The sequence below is a fragment of the Mannheimia sp. USDA-ARS-USMARC-1261 genome, from assembly GCF_000521605.1.
GTDB lineage: Bacteria > Pseudomonadota > Gammaproteobacteria > Enterobacterales > Pasteurellaceae > Mannheimia > Mannheimia indoligenes.
Genome location: NZ_CP006942.1, coordinates 1,516,118 through 1,537,422, shown reverse-complemented (window position 1 = coordinate 1,537,422; position 21,305 = coordinate 1,516,118). Strand labels below are relative to the sequence as shown.

The 21,305-nt window shown below is 40.0% G+C and carries 19 protein-coding genes; 11 read left to right on the top strand and 8 right to left on the bottom strand.

Features of this window, described 5'->3' with window-relative positions; translation table 11 throughout:
* Positions 1-45: 45 nt before the first annotated feature.
* The 6 genes from nhaC to X781_RS07325 form a co-directional block, all read right to left on the bottom strand.
* Entirely contained in the window at positions 46-1,428 is a 1,383-nt protein-coding gene (gene nhaC, locus X781_RS07350; protein WP_025236243.1) for a Na+/H+ antiporter NhaC, read from the bottom strand.
* 47 nt (positions 1,429-1,475) lie between these two features.
* Entirely contained in the window at positions 1,476-3,068 is a 1,593-nt protein-coding gene (locus X781_RS07345; RefSeq protein WP_200865332.1) for an FAD-binding protein, read from the bottom strand.
* Between the two features lie 59 nt (positions 3,069-3,127).
* Complete coding sequence (locus tag X781_RS07340; protein ID WP_025236241.1) at positions 3,128-3,934, bottom strand: ABC transporter ATP-binding protein; 807 nt, start codon at positions 3,932-3,934, stop codon at positions 3,128-3,130.
* Entirely contained in the window at positions 3,931-5,904 is a 1,974-nt protein-coding gene (locus X781_RS07335; RefSeq protein WP_025236240.1) for a dipeptide/oligopeptide/nickel ABC transporter permease/ATP-binding protein, read from the bottom strand. The genes X781_RS07340 and X781_RS07335 overlap by 4 nt, the downstream gene beginning before the upstream one ends.
* Complete coding sequence (locus X781_RS07330) at positions 5,904-6,857, bottom strand: ABC transporter permease (RefSeq protein WP_025236239.1); 954 nt, start codon at positions 6,855-6,857, stop codon at positions 5,904-5,906. Before X781_RS07330 ends, X781_RS07335 begins: the two co-directional genes overlap by 1 nt.
* Positions 6,858-7,062: 205 nt before the next feature.
* Entirely contained in the window at positions 7,063-8,661 is a 1,599-nt protein-coding gene (locus X781_RS07325; protein ID WP_025236238.1) for an ABC transporter substrate-binding protein, read from the bottom strand.
* Between the two features lie 226 nt (positions 8,662-8,887).
* Between X781_RS07325 and hemW the strand changes: the two genes are divergently transcribed.
* From hemW to murQ, 6 genes are all read left to right on the top strand, one after another.
* A complete protein-coding gene (hemW, locus tag X781_RS07320; RefSeq protein ID WP_025236237.1) occupies positions 8,888-10,045 on the top strand; it encodes a radical SAM family heme chaperone HemW in 1,158 nt (385 codons plus the stop codon).
* Between the two features lie 73 nt (positions 10,046-10,118).
* Entirely contained in the window at positions 10,119-10,589 is a 471-nt protein-coding gene (gene bcp / locus X781_RS07315; protein WP_025236236.1) for a thioredoxin-dependent thiol peroxidase, read from the top strand.
* Positions 10,589-11,137, top strand: coding sequence for a D-glycero-beta-D-manno-heptose 1,7-bisphosphate 7-phosphatase (gene gmhB, locus X781_RS07310; RefSeq protein WP_025236235.1), 549 nt, complete (start codon positions 10,589-10,591; stop codon positions 11,135-11,137). The genes bcp and gmhB overlap by 1 nt, the downstream gene beginning before the upstream one ends.
* Before the next feature lie 8 nt (positions 11,138-11,145).
* On the top strand, positions 11,146-11,985 hold the full coding sequence (gene queF / locus X781_RS07305; RefSeq protein WP_025236234.1) for an NADPH-dependent 7-cyano-7-deazaguanine reductase QueF: 840 nt from the start codon (positions 11,146-11,148) through the stop codon (positions 11,983-11,985).
* Between the two features lie 204 nt (positions 11,986-12,189).
* Positions 12,190-13,302: an anhydro-N-acetylmuramic acid kinase gene (locus X781_RS07300; protein WP_025236233.1), complete on the top strand. Its 1,113-nt coding sequence runs from the start codon at positions 12,190-12,192 to the stop codon at positions 13,300-13,302.
* 8 nt (positions 13,303-13,310) lie between these two features.
* Positions 13,311-14,222, top strand: coding sequence for an N-acetylmuramic acid 6-phosphate etherase (murQ, locus tag X781_RS07295; protein ID WP_025236232.1), 912 nt, complete (start codon positions 13,311-13,313; stop codon positions 14,220-14,222).
* Positions 14,223-14,307: 85 nt separating this feature from the next.
* Here the strand turns inward: murQ and prmB are convergent, their stop codons facing one another.
* On the bottom strand, positions 14,308-15,252 hold the full coding sequence (prmB, locus tag X781_RS07290; protein ID WP_025236231.1) for a 50S ribosomal protein L3 N(5)-glutamine methyltransferase: 945 nt from the start codon (positions 15,250-15,252) through the stop codon (positions 14,308-14,310).
* A 104-nt stretch (positions 15,253-15,356) separates the two neighbouring features.
* Between prmB and smrB the strand changes: the two genes are divergently transcribed.
* On the top strand, positions 15,357-15,890 hold the full coding sequence (gene smrB, locus X781_RS07285) for an endonuclease SmrB (RefSeq protein WP_025236230.1): 534 nt from the start codon (positions 15,357-15,359) through the stop codon (positions 15,888-15,890).
* Positions 15,891-15,955: 65 nt separating this feature from the next.
* A complete protein-coding gene (locus tag X781_RS07280) occupies positions 15,956-16,441 on the top strand; it encodes a YbaK/prolyl-tRNA synthetase associated domain-containing protein (RefSeq protein ID WP_025236229.1) in 486 nt (161 codons plus the stop codon).
* A 1-nt stretch (position 16,442) separates the two neighbouring features.
* Here X781_RS07280 and X781_RS07275 read toward each other — a convergent pair whose 3' ends face one another.
* The gene (locus tag X781_RS07275; protein ID WP_025236228.1) at positions 16,443-17,198 is read right to left on the bottom strand and encodes an alpha/beta hydrolase; all 756 of its coding nucleotides are present in this window, start codon (positions 17,196-17,198) and stop codon (positions 16,443-16,445) included.
* Positions 17,199-17,373: 175 nt separating this feature from the next.
* On the opposite strand from X781_RS07275, the gene X781_RS07270 reads away from it, so the two are divergent.
* From X781_RS07270 to X781_RS12410, 3 genes are all read left to right on the top strand, one after another.
* A complete protein-coding gene (locus tag X781_RS07270) occupies positions 17,374-18,237 on the top strand; it encodes a membrane protein (protein ID WP_025236227.1) in 864 nt (287 codons plus the stop codon).
* 120 nt (positions 18,238-18,357) lie between these two features.
* Positions 18,358-19,608: a tetratricopeptide repeat protein gene (locus tag X781_RS07265; protein WP_025236226.1), complete on the top strand. Its 1,251-nt coding sequence runs from the start codon at positions 18,358-18,360 to the stop codon at positions 19,606-19,608.
* A gap of 123 nt (positions 19,609-19,731) precedes the next feature.
* On the top strand, positions 19,732-21,258 hold the full coding sequence (locus X781_RS12410) for a subtype B tannase (RefSeq protein WP_235068819.1): 1,527 nt from the start codon (positions 19,732-19,734) through the stop codon (positions 21,256-21,258).
* Positions 21,259-21,305 lie beyond the last annotated feature (47 nt).

The window sequence follows — 21,305 nt, the reverse complement described above, 5'->3', positions numbered from 1 at the left end:
ATGCCTACAAATTTGTAGGCATTTTTTATCGCTTAGTTTTACATTTTAGTTTGCTTTTTTACTAATAGTTACCCCTGTAAATCCAAAAATTAAGGTGAGGATTAAACAGATATAACAGAAGAACGCATAAGGTAAATAGTCTAACACCGGTACATTGAGTACGCTGCTGATAAACACACCACACACACTCCAAGGCACTAATGGGTTGATTACCGTACCTGCATCTTCAATAGTGCGAGATAAATTTTTAAGATCTAAACCTAAACGCTCGTAAGTTGAACGGAAGGTATTTCCTGATAATAATAAACTTAAATATTGCTCGCCGATCAAGACGTTAATACCAACTGCGGTACTTGCCACCACAAAAGTAACACGTCCGGTGTTGGTTAAGAAGCCACTAATACCTTTTAGCAGGGCAGGTAAAATACCTAGAATTTGCAATAAACCGCCTAAACTTAAGGCTAATAGCACAATAGTAATGGTAAAGAACATACTATTAATTCCTCCACGAGAAACTAATGATGCTACTTCGCCTAAATCTACACCTTCAACGGGTTTATAGCCGGTAAAGAAATAATTGCCTAGTTGTTCAAGGGTTGGTGAACTGTGAACATAGGTAATAACCAGGGAGAGCATTACTGTAGTAACAATAATATAAATGGAATTAACACGCTTAATTGCCATTAAAATTAAGGTAACAAAAGGTAACAAAGAGTAGCCGTGTATTAATCCTGTTTCTTGTAAATTAGTTTTTAAACTCTCAATATTTGCTAAATTTTGAGCATCAGCCGGCTCAGTTAAAAACCAAAGGATAAGAGCTGTTAAAATCCACGCCGGAATAGTGGTATAAAGCATATTGCGGATATGAGCGAACATATCAATTCCTACAACAGAAGCTGCAATAGTTGTAGTGTCTGATAGTGGAGACGTTTTGTCGCCAAAAAATGCACCTGAAACAACCGCACCGGCTACAATAGCAGGGTTAGCCCCAAATGCTGAAGCCATACCGATAAAAGCAACGCCGATAGTTGCAGTCGTAGTTAAACTACTGCCTAAGGCGATACCTACCACAGAACTTAAGGCAAAAGCAGAGATGTAAAATAATTCAGGCGAAATCACACTTAAACCATAATACATTAAAGTAGGAATCGCACCCGACATCATCAATGCGGAAACTAATAATCCGATAAAAAAGAACAAGTAAACTGCACCGATACCGGACATCAGCCCATTTGCCATACCTTCTTGCATATTTTTAAACGGAATTTTATTGAGCAATCCGAAAAGTAACAGAATGACAATAACCGCTAAAATCGAAATTTGTGGCACCCAACCAAGCCCAATCATTGTAAAACCTAAGATAAAGACCGTTAAAAGCGAAAGTATGATCGCTGTCATCGGTTTTAATTTAAGTAGGTAGTTATTCATTTATACTCCTAATTTATTATTTTTTATGAAAAGTGAATTATTATAGACTAATTTTGTGCATCTAAGTAGTGTGCCCCCAAACTCTTCTCATTGAGCATATTATTTACCACTAATTGAGCGGTTTTTAGTGCATTGTAAACTTCAATGCCTTGATACTGAGCGTGATGGATTGGGTCAAATTGTTGTTCCAAACGATTTAATTCATCAAGCAGATGTTGAAGGTTACTTCGAGTGCGGTAAACATTAGCATATAATGCCATTTTCTCTCGAATAGAGTAAAGCACTTCACTGGCGGTTAGTTCGAGATTAGCATTTGAGTTAGCAAGCTGATTTAATGCTTTTTCTGCCATTACAAGCGGTGAAATTTCGGCATTTTTTTGTAAATTAGCTTGTTCTAGTGAGCGAGAAATTTCCGCTACCGCACGTTTGGCAAATACCAAACCGCCGCCAACTGAATTTCCGCCCATACGGTTTGCTCCTTCAATACAATGAGCAATTTCGCCGATTGCAAATAAGCCTTTCACCGAACTTTCACCCCATTGGTTGATTTGAATGCCACCGTTGCAGCTGTGAGCAAAAGGTTTAATCGCAATTCTATCTTTGACTAAATCAATTCCCACTTCATTTTTCAGCCAATTCAAATAAACGGTGTAAAATTCTTCTGTATCTGCATAGAGTTTTGGGCTGTATTTGAGATAAATACCTTTTTCATTTGGATTTTCCAGCAAATGCTTCATCATCACTAAGTCAAATTCCACGCACTCAAAATCCAAACTGAAGGGAGCATAATGACTACGTTCCAACATCATTTTACTAAATTGTGTTTGGCTTAAATGAGGGAATAAATTATTGCCTTGCGAATCGGTAATTTCTGTTACATATTTCAACGTATGTTCGCCAAATAAGACTTTATATTTGGGCTCAACAAAAGCAGGAATGAACTGGATAAAAGCAAGATTGACTAAAGTTGCCCCGGCTTGCTTGGCAACAGAATGAAGTGAGCCTATTACATCAGCAGGGTAGAGGTTATCTTTATAAAGTCCGGCAATCCCGCCTGCGGCTAAAATAATATGATTGGTTTTGCAAAAAATATAAGAAATTTGACCGCTTGTAACCAGAGAAAATACCGCCCCTTGTACTTGATTATCGTCTGTTACGATATGTAAAAGGGTGGCATTTTCATAGAAAGGAATCTGCTGCTCTTGTAAAATTTGTTTTGCTCGTATGGCAGCCTCTCGCCAATCTTTAATTAAATAAATCGGGCGAGCATATTTAGCAAAGCAAGCCGGGCGGTTGTCGTTCCGCCTCCAAGGCTTAAAACCAATTCGGTCTAATAACTCAATGGCTTTCGGCGAATCTTCAATATAAGTCTGTACGACATTGGGATTGATTTTGCCCTTGCCGATATGTTCAATATCTTCTCTAAAAAGAGCGTGGTCGGCTTCATCGTCGGTTACTTGAATACCTAATGTGGCTTTTAGCGGAAAATAACTTGCACCGGAACCAATTGTGGATTTGCTAATCAGCAACGGATTTAAGCCTTTGCTCTTTGCTTCAACAGCCGCAGAAAGCCCGGCAATGCCAGAGCCGACAATGAGTAAATCAGTATCTATTGTTTGGGTAATTTTGATCATAGAAATAAAAAAACAAGCGGTAAAATTTTCAGCAAATTTTACCGCTTGTAGGACTAAAAGTACAATTACAATAATGATGGAGCTGCGTCTAACAGAATGCGGGTGTATTCATCTTGTGGGCTATCGAAGACTTGTGAGGCTTCGCCTTGCTCGATGATTTTTCCGCCATTCATTACCACAATGCGGTCAGACACTTGACGAACAGTTTGCAAATCGTGAGAGATAAACACCATTGCAAGGTTTAACTCTTTTTTCAGATCGGCAAGTAAGTTCAGAACTTGAGCTCGAACAGATACATCCAGTGCGGAAGTCGGCTCATCTGCTACTATCAAATTTGGATTAAGAGCCAATGCACGAGCGATCGCCACACGTTGCTTTTGACCACCTGATAAACGAGTTGGCTCAACTAAGGCAGCAGAGCGAGGTAAACCTACACGGTTTAAGAGTTCGTAAACTCTTTTTTCACGCTCGTTTGGCTCTAATACATTGTGGATATCCATCGGATCTTTCAAGATATCCAGTACACGCATACGAGGGTTAAGGGCGGTTGCCGGATCTTGGAAGATAACCGATACTTGGCGACCAAACTGCTTACGGGCTTCAGCACTGCCATATTTCATCTGTAAGCCGTTGAATTTTACCGTACCTGAAGTTGGTTTTTGTAAGCCGATAATGACGCTTGCCAATGTTGATTTACCACAACCGGATTGCCCTACAATGCCGACTGTTTCACCAGCGTGAATATCTAAACTCACGCCATTTACCGCACGGAATTTTTTCGGGTTGAATAGTGTTCCATCGCGGGAGCGAAACTCGACAACAATATCTCTCAGCTCAATAATTGGCTGTTCTTTAATGGGTTTCATACTCATAGTTTAGCTCCCTGATTTTCTTCTAAGTGAGATGCCCAAACGTGTTGTGGGTGTTCTCCAGTTGGAACAAGTTTCAACTGTTGTTTCGGATTCGCATCAGGACGCAATGAGCGGCTGGCGAAACGGTCGCCGTCTGCAAAGTCAAACGGAGAAGGCACACTGCCCGGAATTTGATATAAGCGTTCCGCACGGCATTCGGTTGAAAGTACTGAACCTAATAAGCCTCGTGTATATTCGTGCGTTGGGTGCATTAGCAAGTCGCTGGTTGGCGATGCTTCTACTACTTGACCTGCATACATAACCGTGATGTGGTGAGCAATTTGAGCAACTAAGGCTAAATCGTGGCTCACAAACACCATTGCAAAGCCGAGTTTTTCACGCAATTCGTTAAGCAATTTAATTACTTCTGCTTGAACGGTTACGTCTAATGCAGTGGTTGGTTCATCCGCAATTAATAGTTTTGGTTCACGAGCCAATGCCATTGCAATTAACACACGCTGACGCTGACCACCTGAAAGCTCGTGTGGGTAACGGTTGAGTGTTTTTTCAGGATCAAGATGTACCCATTTGAGTAATGTCTCTGCCGATTGTTTACCGCCACGACTGATCAACTGCTCCATTTGCTCACGAATACGCATTGATGGGTTTAAGGCACTTAATGCATCTTGATAAATCATCGAGATTTCGTGACCACGAAGATCGTTCAACTTGTCAGTTTTTAATAAATCGTGTTGATTGCCCGCACGGTCAGTAAACAAAATTTCCCCGGTGATTTTGGCTGTTTTTGGTAATAAGCCCATAATTGAGAAAGCAGAAATTGATTTACCACAACCAGATTCACCTACTAAGCCCATTGTTTCGCCTTCGTGTACGGTAAAGCTGATGTTATCTACCAATGGTGTTTCACCATAACGGTTCGGGAAACGGATAGATAAGTTTTTCACTTGCAAAATCGGTTTTGCATTTGGGTTAAGTTGCATACGGTCAGTACGTACGGTTTCTGCTTGGTTTAATTGTAATAAATAACGTTTTAATGCCAAGCTTTCTGCCATTGCTTCTTGAACGTCTGTTGAAAGCGGTTTTGACACATCGCTTTTTGCAGCTGTTGGACTTTTCTTGGTTTTTGGATTGGCTAACGCATCAGTTAAACCTTCAGAAAGAATATTTAACGATAATACCGTTAAGAGTACGCATAAACCTGAGAAGGTAGTTGCCCACCAGAAGCCGCTTAATACTAAATTACGACCTTCAGATAAGATATTACCCCAAGAAGGATGTGGCGGCTGAACCCCTGCACCTAAGAAAGAAAGTGATGCTTCAAGAATAATTGCATCAGCAACCATTACTGTTGCGAACACTAAAACAGGTGCTGCGGTATTACGCACAACGTGTTTTAATAAGATATAAGTACGGCTACCACCAATTACACGCTCAGCACGCACATAGTCTTCTTCCCATTGTGAAACTACGTTTGCACGTACCACACGAGCTAACTGTGGTGTGTAAACAATCGCAATTGTTAAGATAATAATCGGTGAAGAGTTACCGAAAGTAGCTAATAATACAGCAGCAAGTGCAATGCCCGGGAATGCCATTAGAATATCCATCAGACGCATAATCACTTCGTTACCGAATTTATCAGCCGTTGCAGCTGTTGCACCTAAAATACTACCAAATACAATCGCACAAGCTACCGCACCTAAGCCGATAAAGAGTGAGGTTCTAGCTCCGTAAACGATTCGAGAGAAAATATCACGTCCTAAACGGTCTGTACCGAACCAATATTCTGAACCCGGAGCTTGCACAGGGCGTAGGGTTTGTAGTGGATCATAAGGTGCAACCAATGGTGCGAAAATTGCCACAAGAGCCATAAAAATCAAGAAGATTAAGGCAATTTTGGAGGCGGTTGATAATGCTTTGAATCTTGCCCCTCCAGAAGCAAGTCTGTCTGCTAATCCTTGACGAAACATTATAGACTCCGAATTTTAGGGTTAATAATCAGATAAAGAATATCAACGATGATGTTCACTAATACGAAAGTTAATGCAATGGTTAGTACCACGCCTTGCACTAAGTTTAAGTCTACATTGGTAATACCGTTGAAAATTAATTTACCCATTCCCGGTAAGTCGAAAATCTGTTCGATAACGACCGCACCACCGAGTAAGTAACCGACACGTAAGCCGAGAACTGTTACCGGTGTAATTAACGCATTACGCAATACATTACGGCGAATAACAGTTGAATATGGTACGCCGTTACCAATTGCTGTACGTACATAGTCTTTGTCCATTTCTTCAACCATTGCTGTACGTACTACACGGATAAGTGATGCACAAACCGGAATAGCCAATGCAAGTGATGGCAGAATCATTGAGATAGCCCACTCTTTCGGACTTTCACTAAATGGCACATAACCACCGGACGGTAACCAATCCAGTTCAAGTGAGAAGTATTGAATTAATAAAATACCGAGCCAGAAAGAAGGCGTTGCAACCGCAGCAACCGAGAACAGACGAATAATTTGGTCTGCTAAGCGATCACGATGAAGTGCTGCAAATACCCCTAATGTGAATGAGATGATTGCTGCTAAAATTACCCCGATAAAAGTTAATTGCAATGTAATTGGGAAGGCTTTAGCAATCATTGATGAAATCGGTAATTCAGGTGGCGTAGTTACCCCTAAATCTAATACGAGAAGGTTTCCGAGAAAACGGAAGTATTGAACCAATAATGGATCATTTAACCCACGTTGCTCACGCCATAAATGTTTAGCCTCATCACTGGCTGCATCACCTAATGCAACTGTTGCGGCATCACCCGGCGTGAATTGCAAAATAATAAAAACTAATGCTGTTACCCCGAGTATCATAATAGGCAATGCCAATAAACGGCGGAATAACAGGCGAAGTACAATTTCCATTTTTATCTCCGACTATAAAACATTAGTGGAAGGTCGAGTGCGAATACACTTGGTTGATTTGTAATAGTGCGTAAAACGCACTCTATGCTATATAGAAAACACGGAAAACTTGGGAATAAATCGAAAGTTGCAAGCGGTCGGTTTCAGTCGATTTTTTGCAAAATTTTCCTAAAAACCGACCGCTTGTTTAGCCGTGTATCAAGGCTTATTTGCGTCCAACACCTAAGAATGACATACCTGTAGTTGGTAATGGTTGGAAGTCAGTTAATGCTTTATCATCCCACGCAGTTGGTAATTTACGATGGATTAGTGGGTAGAGCGGAACTTGTTCAGCGATAATGTTGAACACTTTAGACCATTCAGCTTTTGCATCACTATGAGATTTCGCAGCAACTGCAGCATCCAAGAGTTTTTGCACTTCTGCGTACTCTGGTGTATCAGACCAACGATAGCGGTTTTTCGCCCAACCGTCACCACGATAGAACCAACTTAATAATAAGTCAACGTCGTTACCGAATACAGAAGGGTCGCCCGGTGCTACAACAACTTTGAAGTTACCTGATGCGATAAATTCACCGTATAACGCACTAGATTGTAAGTGGCGTAAAGTTACTTTCACACCCGGAATTGCATTCCAAGATTCAAGAATTAATGGTGCACATTCTTTAACCCAAGAAGTATCTGTTGCCAGTAACTCAAACTCTAGTTTATCTACACCGGCTTCTTTGAGTAATGCCGCTGCTTTTTCTTTATCGAAATCATACTGAGTTGATGCTTTCACATAGTCAGGGTGAGTTTCTTGTAAGTAAGATGTTGCTGCACGAGCATTTCCTAAGAACACCACATCAATCATTTTTTGTGTATCTAATGCATAGTGGAATGCTTGACGCACTTTAACATTGTTAAATGGAGCTTCAGCACAGTTAAACATTAAGAATAGTAAGCCGAATGACTGAACAGATTCAACAGATTGTCTTTTTGATTTTAAGCGTTGAATATCAAGATATGGCACAGATTCAATAGCTTGAACACGTTTAGACTCTTGTGCAGTTACGCGAGCTGCATCATCTGATAAGAGTGACCAAATCATTTTCTCTGCTTTTGGTGGGTAAATACCGTTATAAGCGGTGTTTGCTTCAAAGACGATCTTGTCATCTTTTACCGCAGACACGAATTTATATGGACCTGAACCTACCGGGGTAGCATCAAATGCACTTTCGCCTACAGCTTCAACAACGTGTTTCGGTACAATTCTGATGATAGTTAAACGTTCGGTAAATAGCGCAAACGGGTATTTAAGTTTGAATTCAATTACTTTGTCATCAACTGCTTTCACACTTTCAATAAATGGTACGAAACCTGCGAATAGAGATTTGTTCTCCGGGTTTAATACACGCTCAAAAGAGAAAACAACATCCGCACTTGTAACCGGTTTACCATCGTGGAATACCGCACCATCACGCAGTGTTACACGGTAGGTTACATCGTCTAATTTTTCTGGCATTTTTGCTGCTAAACCTAAGTATGGCTCGCGAGTGGCTGGGTGTAAGTCCACGAGTCCTTCAAAAATATGCAGGTTTGCCGCCATTGGTGTTGCACCGGTGGTACGCAAGGGATCGAACCCTGTGGAAAGAGAGTAAGAAATACCCGCTTCAATCACAGAGCCTTTTGCAGGAGCTGTTGCCGCTGCTGCCGGTGCTGAGAATGTGCCTAATGTACTACTGAATGCAAAACCTGCACCCACACCAGCCATCAATTTCATAAAACCACGACGAGATTCGTTGTGTTCAAAATGTTTTGTCATAGTAAGCTCCTTAAGGTCGCTATATTGGATAGTTGGTTTTTAATATGAAGTGAATTTATCAAAACATATTAATTTTTTGAAACGAAACCATCATATCATTAACAACAAAGTGGTAAAGCGGTAATTTTTGAATTTGTGATCTAGTTCACGAAAAAATCTTTGCTTCCCAGCTTGCCTGCTTTTCGTTATCATCTAACACTTTTAAAAACGATACGAAATATTCACAGTGCAACTGATTTTACCTCCTTTAAGCCTTTATATCCATATCCCTTGGTGTGTGCAAAAATGCCCCTATTGTGATTTTAACTCACACGCTCAAAAGGGGATTATTCCTGAACAAGAGTATATCGACCACCTACTTGCAGATTTATCTCAAGATTTAACCGCTTACCAAGCAGCAATCGGTGATCGTAAATTACACTCCATTTTTATTGGCGGCGGTACGCCAAGCCTGTTTTCGGCAGAAGGCATTGCTTATTTACTCAAAGAAGTAGAAAAGCGAATTCCTTTTGAGCCGAATATTGAAATTACGTTGGAAGCTAATCCGGGAACAGCCGAAGCAGAGCGATTTTTAGGTTACGCACAAGGTGGCGTTACCCGCATTTCAATGGGTATTCAAAGTTTTGAGCCGGAAAAACTGCTCAAGCTTGGGCGTATTCACGATAGCCCAGAGGCAAAACAAGCGGTCATTTTCGCCCAAAATTCTGCAAAATCAGGCTTACAAAGTTTCAATATTGATTTAATGCACGGTTTGCCGAATCAATCGGTAAAGCAGGCTTTAGCTGATTTGGAAACGGGAATTTTGCTTAACCCACCACATTTATCGTGGTATCAACTCACTATTGAGCCAAATACGATGTTTTACTACCGCAAACCTACCTTGCCCGATGATGATGAATTATGGGATATTTTTGAGCAAGGTCATCAACTTTTAACGGCGGCAGGCTATGAGCAATACGAAACTTCCGCCTATGCAAAAAAAGGTTTTCAGTGCCGACACAATTTAAATTATTGGCGATTTGGCGATTATTTGGCAATAGGCTGCGGGGCTCACGGTAAAATTTCTTACCCGACAGGCGAAATTTACCGCTTTAGCAAAACCAAACACCCGAAAGGCTATATGCGAGGAGAGTATCGTTATAGCCAAGATTTGATTGAGCTAGAAGATCGCCCATTTGAGTTTTTTATGAACCGCTTTAGATTGCTTGAAGCCACGCCAAAACAAGAGTTTGAATGGTTTACAGGATTAGATCGGGAAATCGTCCGACCAACAATGGATTGGGCGTTAAACCAAAATTATATTTCTGAAACTCCAACCCATTGGCAAATAACTCAACACGGCAAACTCTTCTTAAATGAATTGCTGGAAGGGTTTTTAGAATAATTTGCAAAAAAATACCCAGAATCGACCGCTTGTAGTAGAATACAAGCGGTTATTTTTTATGGAAAAATTACAAATGAATATCTTAAAAGTTGGCGATAAAGCTCCTCAATTTACCCTTCAAAATCAGGTTGATGAAGCGGTTTCACTTTCCCAATTTACAGGCAAAAAAGTGTTAGTTTATTTCTACCCCAAAGCCCTCACTCCGGGTTGTACTACACAGGCGTGTGGGTTGCGTGATAGCAAATCAGAACTTGATGAACTCAACGTAGTCGTGCTTGGAATTAGCCCTGATTTACCGAAAAAACTGGCTCAATTTGTCGAGAAAAAAGAGCTTAATTTTACGTTGCTTTCCGATCCAGACCACCAAGTGGCAGAGGCTTTCGGCGTATGGGGCGAGAAAAAGTTTTTAGGCAAAACCTATGATGGCATTCATCGCATCAGTTTTTTAGTGAATGAACAAGGCGTGATTGAGCAGGTTTTTGATAAATTCAAAACAAGCGAACATCATCAAATGGTGGTCGATTTTATTAAAGGATCAAATTGATGGCTAAAAAAGCAATTTTTCTTGATCGTGATGGCACAATTAATATCGATCACGGCTATGTGCATAAAATTGATGATTTCCAGTTCATTGACGGTGTTGGCAAAGCGTTAAAGCAGCTTCAAGATAAAGGCTATTTGCTCGTGCTGGTTACCAATCAATCCGGCATTGCTCGGGGTTATTTCAGCGAAGAACAATTTATGCAGCTCACTGAGTGGATGGATTGGTCGCTCGATGAAGATTACGGCGTGGTGCTAGACGGCATTTACTACTGCCCACACCATCCGGAGGGAAAAGGCGAATACCGTGAAGATTGCGATTGTCGCAAGCCAAAAGCAGGAATGTTTGAGCAAGCAATTAAAGATCTGAATATCGATCCTAGCCAATCTTATATGGTGGGCGATAAATTGGAAGACTTACTAGCAGCGGAAAATGCCGGCGTGAAAACCAAAGTATTGGTAAGAACAGGCAAAGCCGTTACCGCAGAAGGTGAAGCAAAAGCAGATTTGGTGCTAGACAGCCTAGTGGATTTAGTTAGATACATTAAATAAGAAATAAAATGAACTACAACGATAAATCTCTTGATGCCCTAAAACTTGGGCAGAAAACCGAATATAAAAGCGAATATGACGCTTCGCTTTTACAACCCGTCCCTCGCAAATTAAACCGTGATGGGTTGGCGATTACACAATCTCAGCCGTTTACTCAAGGGGCTGATGTGTGGACGTGTTACGAACTCTCGTGGCTTAACAAAAACGGTTTGCCACAGGTGGCGATTGCTGATGTTGCTATTGATTTCAAAAGCGAAAATTTAATTGAATCAAAAAGTTTCAAGCTCTATTTAAACAGCTTTAACCAAACTAAATTTAGCTCAATTGAAGAAGTTGAACAGACGATCCAACGAGATCTAGAAAATTGTGCAAGCGGTCAAGTTTCGGTAAAAATTTACAAACTATCGCATTATACGAAACAGCCGATTGTGGACTTTGAAGGCGAATGCATTGATGAACAAGATATTCAAATCGACAGCTACGCATTTTCAACCCACTATTTAGAAAACATCACAGAAGATGATGTAGTAGAAGAAACTTTAGTGAGCCATTTGCTCAAATCTAACTGCTTAATTACTTCCCAGCCAGACTGGGGAAGTGTACAAATTCACTACAAGGGCAAAAAGCTAAACCGTGAAAAATTATTACGTTATTTGGTCTCATTCCGTGAACATAACGAGTTCCACGAACAATGTGTGGAACGGATTTTCTGCGACCTAATGCAATTCGCTCAGCCTGAAAAATTGACTGTTTACGCACGCTACACCAGACGAGGTGGGTTGGATATTAATCCGTTTAGATCGAATTTTGAGGAAGTGCCGGAAAATTTACGGATGGCACGTCAATAAATCGTTTGTTACTTTCTTTGCTTCGCCAAAGAAAGTAACCAAAGAAAGGCGACCCGAACTTCGCTGCTTTCTTCGCTTTGTTTGAATTTGCTTAACGAAAAAATCTAAAACTCGCTTGCGTTGCAAGCTCAAACACTAAATTTTTCCTACAAATTCAAAGTCGCTCAGGCAGCTCAGACGGGATAAGGGAGCAATGAATAGATAATGAGTAAAAATTATTATATCGGCGTTATGTCCGGCACGAGCCTTGATGGCGTAGATATTGCTTTAATGGATTTTGCAAAAAGTCCGCCCAAAATGACCGCTTGTGATTTCTTTCCAATGCCGGAGGAATTACGTTCGGATATTTCTGCGTTGCTTAAAACGGGTGAAACCAATCTCCAAAAGCTGGGGGAAATCGACCACCGTTTAGGCTTGCTTTATGCACAAACCATTAATGCATTTTTAGCGAAAAATCAGCTAACAGCAGAACATATTCAAGCCATTGGTTGCCACGGGCAAACGGTTTGGCATTCTCCGGATTCCGTTTATCCATTTACAATACAAATTGGTGATATGAATTTAGTGGCAGCCAAAACAGGCATCACCACTATTGCCGATTTTCGTCGTAAAGATATGGCAGTTGGAGGGCAGGGTGCACCACTTGTGCCGGCTTTTCATCAGGCAATTTTTAGTGATGCTAATCGTTTAACGGTGGTACTAAACATTGGTGGTATTAGTAACATTTCAGTGCTAAAACCGAATAGCCCAACTATTGGTTATGATGTGGGAGCTGGTAATACCTTAATGGATAGTTGGATTGATCAACATCAAGGCAAAAGATACGACAAAAACGGCGAGTGGGCGAAATCGGGTCAGATTATTCCTGACTTATTAGTTGAATTATTGAATGAACCGTTTTTCAGTAAAGTTCCCCCCAAAAGCACAGGGAGAGAGTTATTCAATTTAACGTGGCTTGCAAAAAAATTGCAAAATTTCACCGCTTGTAAGTCTGAAGATGTGCAACGTACGCTTGCAGAATTTACTGCAAAAAGTATCGCTAACGAATTAATTCCACTTGAAACTGAATTGCCTTGCCTGTTGTTGGTATGTGGTGGCGGAGCAAGAAACTCATTGTTAATGGAAAGATTATCTGCACTTCTGCCAAATTGGCGTGTGGCAACCACAACCGAGTTTGGTTTAGATATTGATTATGTCGAAGCCGCTGCATTTGCTTGGCTGGCTTATCAACGAATGCATAGTTTACCAAGTAATATGCCAAGTGTAACAGGGGCGAAAAAATCGGCAAGTTTAGGGGTGATTTACCCGGCGGAATAACGAGAAAAATGACAGAAAAGAATTTACTCAATGCCTTAGGGCAGATGATCACAGAGCAGCGTAATCCAAACTCAATGAATATTGATGAACTTTCTGCATTAGAGATTGTGCAGATTATCAATAATGAAGACAAGCAAGTGCCTATTGCAGTAGAAAAATGCTTGCCGCAAATTGCTTTAGTAGTAGAAAAAATCGTGGTTGCCTTTCAGCAAGGTGGACGATTAGTTTATGTGGGAGCCGGAACGAGCGGGCGTTTAGGTGTACTAGATGCTTCAGAATGTCCTCCAACCTATGGTGTCAAACCTGAAATGGTCGTGGGCTTAATTGCCGGTGGTGAGAAGGCTTTACGTTTCCCGATTGAAGGGGCGGAAGATAACCGTGAGCAGGGAAAAGTTGATTTACAAGCGGTCAATTTTTCGCAAAAAGATGTATTAGTCGGTATTGCAGCAAGTGGCAGAACGCCGTATGTGCTAGGGGCAATGGAATATGCTAATTCTCTAGGAGCAACAACAGTTTCGATTGCCAGCAACCCTCATTCGGCGATGGCACAAATTGCGGATATTGCGATTGATACGGTTGTAGGGGCAGAAGTGCTGACTGGCTCAAGCCGTATGAAATCAGGCACGGCACAAAAGTTAGTATTGAATATGCTGACAACTGCCTCAATGATCTTAATTGGCAAATGCTACCAAAATTTAATGGTGGACGTGCAAGCCACCAATGAAAAGCTTAAAGCTCGAGCAATCCGTATTGTAATGCAAGCAACCGAATGTGAAAGATATGTAGCTGAAAATACATTAAAATTAGCTGAAAATAACGCAAAATTAGCGATTATGATGATTTTAGGTAATTTAGATAAGCAGGAAGCGGAAAGCTTATTAGCTCAAAATCAAGGACGATTACAAAAGGCGTTAAAATAGAAGTATGTCTGCTCTCTCCCCTTGTGGGAGAGAGACAGATAAATCATTCGTTCAGAATGATTTATCAGAGAGAGGGGAGGCAGATTTAAGCAAATAAATGATGATATTTTACTAACTCTTCTTTCGTCAAACTAAACACACCCAATCCGCCATTTTCAAACTCCAACCAGTTAAACGGTACGCTTGGGAATTGTTCGATTAAATGTACCATACTATTTCCCACTTCGCACACTAACACGCCGTTATCATTTAAGTAATCTGCCGCCTGTGCCAAAATGCGTTTGGTTAAATCCAAACCGTCTGCTCCCGAACCTAATGCTAATTCGGGTTCGTGGTGAAATTCTTCCGGCATATCGCCTAAATCTTCTGCATCAACATAAGGCGGATTAGTTACAATCAAATCATATTTATCTTGCGGAATATCGTTAAATAAATCTGAGCTGATCGGGAATACACGATGTGATACTTGATGACGCTCAATATTAATTTGAGCCACATCTAACGCATCGAGTGAAAGATCGACTGCATCCACTTCCGCATCTGGAAAACGCTCTGCACAAGCAATCGCAATGCAACCACTGCCTGTACACATATCTAAAATGCGGTGTGGCTCATTTTTGATAATGCCTTTAAAGCCTTTTTTGATAAGCTCACCGATTGGGGAACGTGGCACAATGACACGCTCGTCCACATAATATTCACTTCCACAGAACCAAGCCGAATGAGTTAAATATGCCACAGGTCTACGAGAGCCTAAACGCTCGCAAATTAAGTGAATGACACGTTCTTTTTCCGCTCGTGTTAATCGGGAAGAGTAAAGTGCTTCCGGCACATCAAAAGGCAGATAAAGCCCGGCTAATACTAATTGTTGGGCTTCGTCCCACGCGTTGTCATAACCGTGCCCGTAGTAAAGATCGGAAGCATTGAAATAGCTATACGCCCAACGCATCATATCTTGAATGGTGGCTAAATCATTCACAACGGGCAGGGCTGCAATTTCATCAAGAAGTTCGATATTATATTTAAACATTTTTAGTGCCTTTTGCATAATTATAGAATTGCTGTTTTATACCATATTTTGCTTTGTGTTAGAATGTAAAAATTATAGAGAAGGAAAAGATTATGTCAGAGAATATGTTAGAAGACGAATTTGCATTATTTAGAGAAGCGGCTAAAGGCACGAAAAAAATAACACAAAATACTTATGTACCCAAATCAGAACCTCGTAAAAAACTACAGGAATTACGAGAGTTAAAAGAAAAAGCGGATATTGAGTTCTATTTTTCTGATGAATATGAGCCTTTGCTCAAAGAAGAAAATGAAAAAGTGAAATATTTGCGTGAAGATGTTGATCCTTACATTTTAAAGCAACTCAGACGGGGCGATTTTCAGCCGGAGCTGTTTTTGGATTTGCACGGTTTAACTAGAGAAAAAGCGAAAAAAGAGTTGGCAGCTTTAATTTTGGCTTGTGAGAGAGAAAACGTGTTTTGTGCCAGTATTATGACAGGCTTTGGCACTCGCACGCTGAAAGACCAAATTCCTCGTTGGCTTGTACAACACCCGAAAATTATGGCGTTACATCAAGCACCAAAAGAGTGGGGCGGAGATGCTGCGATTTTAATTTTAGTTGAGCAGCCGGAAAACCCGGAAAAGATGTTTGGGCGTTAAAATGAGGATAATTGCAAATTTTGAGTAGAAAAAGACCGCTAGTTATTGTTTTGTAAGGAGAACCAATGTCAGAACAAACTTTTCAACAAATTACGGCATTATTAGATTCACATCAAGCCCGCTATCGGATAGTGGAACATTCTTCTGCGGGGAAATCAGAAGAAGTGGCAAAAATTCGTGGTACAGAAATAGGGCAAGGAGCAAAGGCGTTAGTCTGCAAAGTAAAAGGAAATGGCATAAAACAGGCAGTATTAGCAATATTGCCGGCGGATTACCAAGCGGATTTAAGCAAAATTGCCGAGCATCTTGGAGGGCTTCGAGCCTCACTTGCCAGCCCGGCGGAAGTGGCAGAATTAACCGACTGTGTATTTGGAGCAATTCCTCCGTTTAGTTTCCATTCCGATTTGTTATTGGTAGCTGAGCCAAGCTTATTTGAGCGTTACGATGAATTAGCCTTTAATGCCGGCACGTTAGAACGTTCTATTATTCTGAATACGACAGATTATCAACGTATCGTCAATCCAACTTTAGTGAAGTTTGCGAAAGATTAAGTTAGGGAGCAAAAAAATCGACAATTTTGCCGATAGCAACGTCCATTAATTTCGGGTTAGAAAAGGCGTGATCTGCCCCTTCAATAGGGAGCAGTTCAATCACATTATTATCGGCAAATTGCTGTGAAACGCTTAATGGCACCATTTCATCTTCCGTGCCGTGCAAAATAAAAATTTGATCGGCAACTTCCAAATAATCATTTTGGAAAATATCGCCTCCAGCCAGTTCGTCAAAGAAGGCTTGGCTGATTTTCATTTGGCGGTCGAAGCCCCACAAAATTTCCTTACCTTTTGCTAGTTTCTGGCGTTCTTCTTCGCTCATTCGGCTCATCAATGAATGATGAATTTGTACTGCAGGAGCTCGCAAAGCAATTTTTTGGAACGGAGTACCCTGTTCATTAATATATTTCAACGTTAAATATCCGCCAAAGCTCGTGCCGTAAGCATAGATATTTTTCGCATTCAGCGTGTTTTTGGCGTAATCGATCACAATTTGCAAATAGGTTTGGCATTCGGCAACGGAAAGTTTTTTGCGGGCATCGGCTCCGTGGCAAGGGAAATCAAAAGCGATCGCCGCATAGCCTTTATATTTTGAGGTTAAACGCTCGCCAAATTTGGTGTTCGATTTTAAATCTTTTGATGAACCAAAACCGTGCAAAATGAGCACCACATTTTCAATATTATGAAGCTCTTTTTCATAAAAGAGCTTACAACGAATGCTAAAACCTTGCTCGTTAATATCAAAGAGCTTTTCCATATTTATTTAATCTTATACAGCTTGTTTGAAATCATTTTAGCACTTTTCTCTTACAAGCGGTCGGAACTCTCTAATTTTTTGCAAATTTTCAGCAAAATTTAACCGCTTGCTACTAGCGAAAATTTGAACATATTTATAGAATACAGCCTTCATTTTTAAAAGGAGAAAACAAAAAGTGTTGCAACTTATTTTTGCTATTTTATGTAGTGTTACGGTAGGGGTATTAATTAAATACGCTCGCCAAAAAGGTATTCGAATCGATCAAAGCATTGCAGTAAACTATATCGTAACAACGACAATGACGTTTCTATTGCTTAAGCCCGATTTTCAAGGGCAATCTATCACTGAAATTATGGCAACCAATCCGTCTGCTTATATTTTTGTAATTTTAAGCATCACGTTGCCAACTATTTTCTTAGTGCAAGCAAAAGCATTGGAATTTGCAGGGATTATCCGCACTGATGCGGCACAGCGTTTGTCATTATTCCTACCGATTTTGGCGGCGTTCACCATTTTTGGCGAACAAGTTACCAATAATAAATTAATGGCTCTATTATTAGCTTTTGTTGCATTAGGCTGCTTACTGTGGAAAGGTAATCAAGGAATGGAAAAAGGCGGCAAAATTGCGATTATCAGTCTTTTCCTTGTTTGGGTAGGTTATGGCGTAAATGATATTTTATTCAAACAGATCGCCAAATCCGGCTCGGCATTCCCCGTTACTCTAGCCATTGCCTTTATTGGAGCGGGCTGTTTTATGTTTATCTACTTACTGCTAAAACGCACTCAATGGCACGTTCCAAGTGTATTAACAGGCTTGTTATTAGGTATATTGAATTTCGGCAACATTTTGTTCTATATTCAAGCCCACCAAGCGATGAAAGATGATCCAACCTTAGTTTTCACCGGGATGAACCTAGGGGTTATCTGTTTAGGCACATTCGTGGGAGCATTTTTCTTTAAAGAGAAAATCCATAAAGTGAACTATTTAGGCGTAGCGATTGCGATTGTGGCGATTATTTGTTTATTTTATTGGAGATGATTTGTACCAAAAATAACTAATATAATTCGGGCATCACTCTCTTTTAATGTATATAATTTGATAAAAGAGAGTGATCTTATTAAGATTAACTAACAAAATAGTTATATAAGCGAGATAAAAATGGAAATACATATTCAAGCGACACAGTTTAGACAAGAAATTTTGCTTTATCAAAAAACTGGAAATTATGAAAAAGCTCTTGATATTGCTAAACAGGCTTTGCTGCTTGGCTATGACACTGATTTTTTCTTATCGGCAGCATCAACTATGTGTATTAAACTTGAACGCTGGCAAGATGCTGTTAGCTATGCACTACAAGCAGTTGAACTTGAACCAAGCGAGATCAATAATTTTGATGTGCTATCCCACGCCTATGGTGCTCTTTTCGATTGGAAAAATGCAGCCCCTTATGGTAGAGCAGCTTTAGAACTAAGACACGCTCAACATAAAGTAAATAATCCGATTTTACCTGCCTTACCTGCAATTCAATCTGATATAGAGAAAAAGAAAAAAATTATTAGCTTCTCTCTATTTGGTGCAAGTTCTGCATATATCGAAACCGTAGTTTTAAATGTACAACTAGTTAATGAAGTTTATCCTAATTGGATCTGTCGTTTTTATGTAGATGAAACAGTACCTGAAGAAGCAATTCAACGATTAACAAGTCCTCATAGTGAAATTATTTATGTGCAAGGTGAAGAAAAATCTTTGCCTAAAACAATGTGGCGTTTTTTGGCAATGGACGATGAGAGTGTAGGTTATATTATATTTAGAGATGCAGATTCCGTTATCTCTAAAAGGGAGGCGACGACTGTTGCAGAATGGATTGCAAGCGGTTGCCGTTTTCATACGATTCGAGATTCAGGCTCTCATACAGAATTAATTTTAGCTGGGCTCTGGGGATCCATTGCCGGTAGTATTCCGAATGTAACAGAGAAAATGTATGACTATGTTAGAAAGTATGGTGATACAAGTCGATTTACCGATCAGTATTTTTTAAGAGAAAAAGTTTGGGGCTATGTACAGCAAGATCTATATGCAAGTGATAGGATTTTTGGATTTATGAATGCAAATCCTATTTCAGAGGTAGGTTTTGATTTTAGCTTAACTCATATTGGCTGTAATGAAGGTGGCTCTATTTTCCGTGCTGCAACTCCAAAACTTAAAAAAGGCAATAAAGTAGTTTGGAAGTTACATTCTAGCATTGTTATTTCTCATACTTTTGATTCATCACCTCAGATTCAAGATGAAAGGCTTATTTGTCAGTATGAAGTGATTGCTGAAGATGGCTATATAGAAGGATTTATTCCTAAACGTTATGCAAATGGGATAAATACCGGGTTGAGCCGTATTGAATTAATATATGGATAATTTTGGGGTATTTTTTGTCATAGCATAAAGAATAATTTGCTAATTGATTAGACATTTATAGCCCCGATTTCAATTTAGAGAATAAAAATGAAACTAAATATTTTATCTACAATGATTGCTGTAATGGCATTAACTACCCGGTCTTTTGCGACAATGCCTGAAAAACCTGTAGAAGAGCCTATTCCTTTGTTTAACAAAACCGGTTCAGGTTACGATTTAACGTTTAACGATCAAAACGCTCGTTCTGTTGAAGCAGAAGTAAATGGTGAGGAAATCCAATTCCGTTCTTTTGAGCGAATTGTTTATGTAAACAATCCTGTTGATCCTGAATATCAAACACTCAATTTTTATGTGCCCGAAGCTTATTATAATGAAGGTGAGATCAATGGTTATAAAATGAATACTGCACCGATTTTCTTACCAAATTCGATAGGTGGTTATATGCCGGCAAAAGCCGCAAGCTATGATAAAAAAGGGCGTAATGATTCTCCAAGTGCGATTTTGGTAGCTCTTTCAAAAGGCTATGTGGTGGCAAGTGTTGGAGCTCGTGGGCGTACGTTACAAAAAGACGGAAAATTTATTGGCAAAGCTCCGGCTGCCATTATTGATTTAAAATCAGCAGTGCGATATTTACACGCTAATAATGAAAAAATGCCGGGTGATGCCAATAAAATTATCGCAAACGGTACCAGTGCGGGAGGGGCGTTATCTGCCTTGTTAGGGGCTTCAGCCGATCATTTTGATTATGAGCCTTATTTCAATGAAATTGGAGCATTAAAAGCGAGTGATAAAATCTTTGCTGTTTCAGCTTATGCACCTATTACTAATCTTGAAAATGCAGATATAGCGTATGAGTGGCAATTTAACGGTGTAAACGAATTTAGCCGTATTGATATGAGTAAATTAAATTCAGCAGAGTTTAATGACCGCTCAAAACCTAAGCCGAAAATTGAAGGTACATTGAGTGAGGCAGAAATTAAGCTATCTAATGAACTAGCGGAACGTTTCCCAACGTATTTAAACAGCTTGCATTTGGTCGATGAGAAGGGAAATGCTTTAAGTCTTGATCCAAAAGGCAATGGCTCTTTTAAAGATTATTTAGCAAATGTGATTAAAGATTCCGCCAATAAAGCCTATAGTCAATTAGCGGAAAATAGTGAGGAACAAAAATCCTTTCAAAAAATTAGCTGGTTATCTTTTGAAGGTGGAAAAGTAAGTAATGTAGATTGGTTCGGCTATGTGTTTTCAGATAAACGAATGAAATCACCACCTGCGTTTGATGCGTTGAATGCGACTTCTGGCGAAAATAATTTATTTGGTACATATACGGAAAACAATCGCCATTTCACGCTTTATAGTGCAGAACGTTCATCAAATCAGAGCATCAACTTAGCCGATCCGCAAATAGTGAAACGAATGAACCCAATGTATTATTTGGATAATCCAAATGCGGCAGAGTATTGGCGAATTCGAGTGGGTACGGCGGATCGTGATACCTCTCTCGCCATTTCAGCTATTCTAGCGATTAAACTACAAATGGCAGGTAAAAACGTGAACTATGAAACCCCGTGGGGTGTGCCACATTCAGGCGATTATGACTTAGAAGAGCTATTCCAATGGGTTGATGAAATCGTCAAAGGCAAACCATAAAAAATAGAGTAGAATAAGCAGATCGAAAGATCTGCTTTTTTATGGAT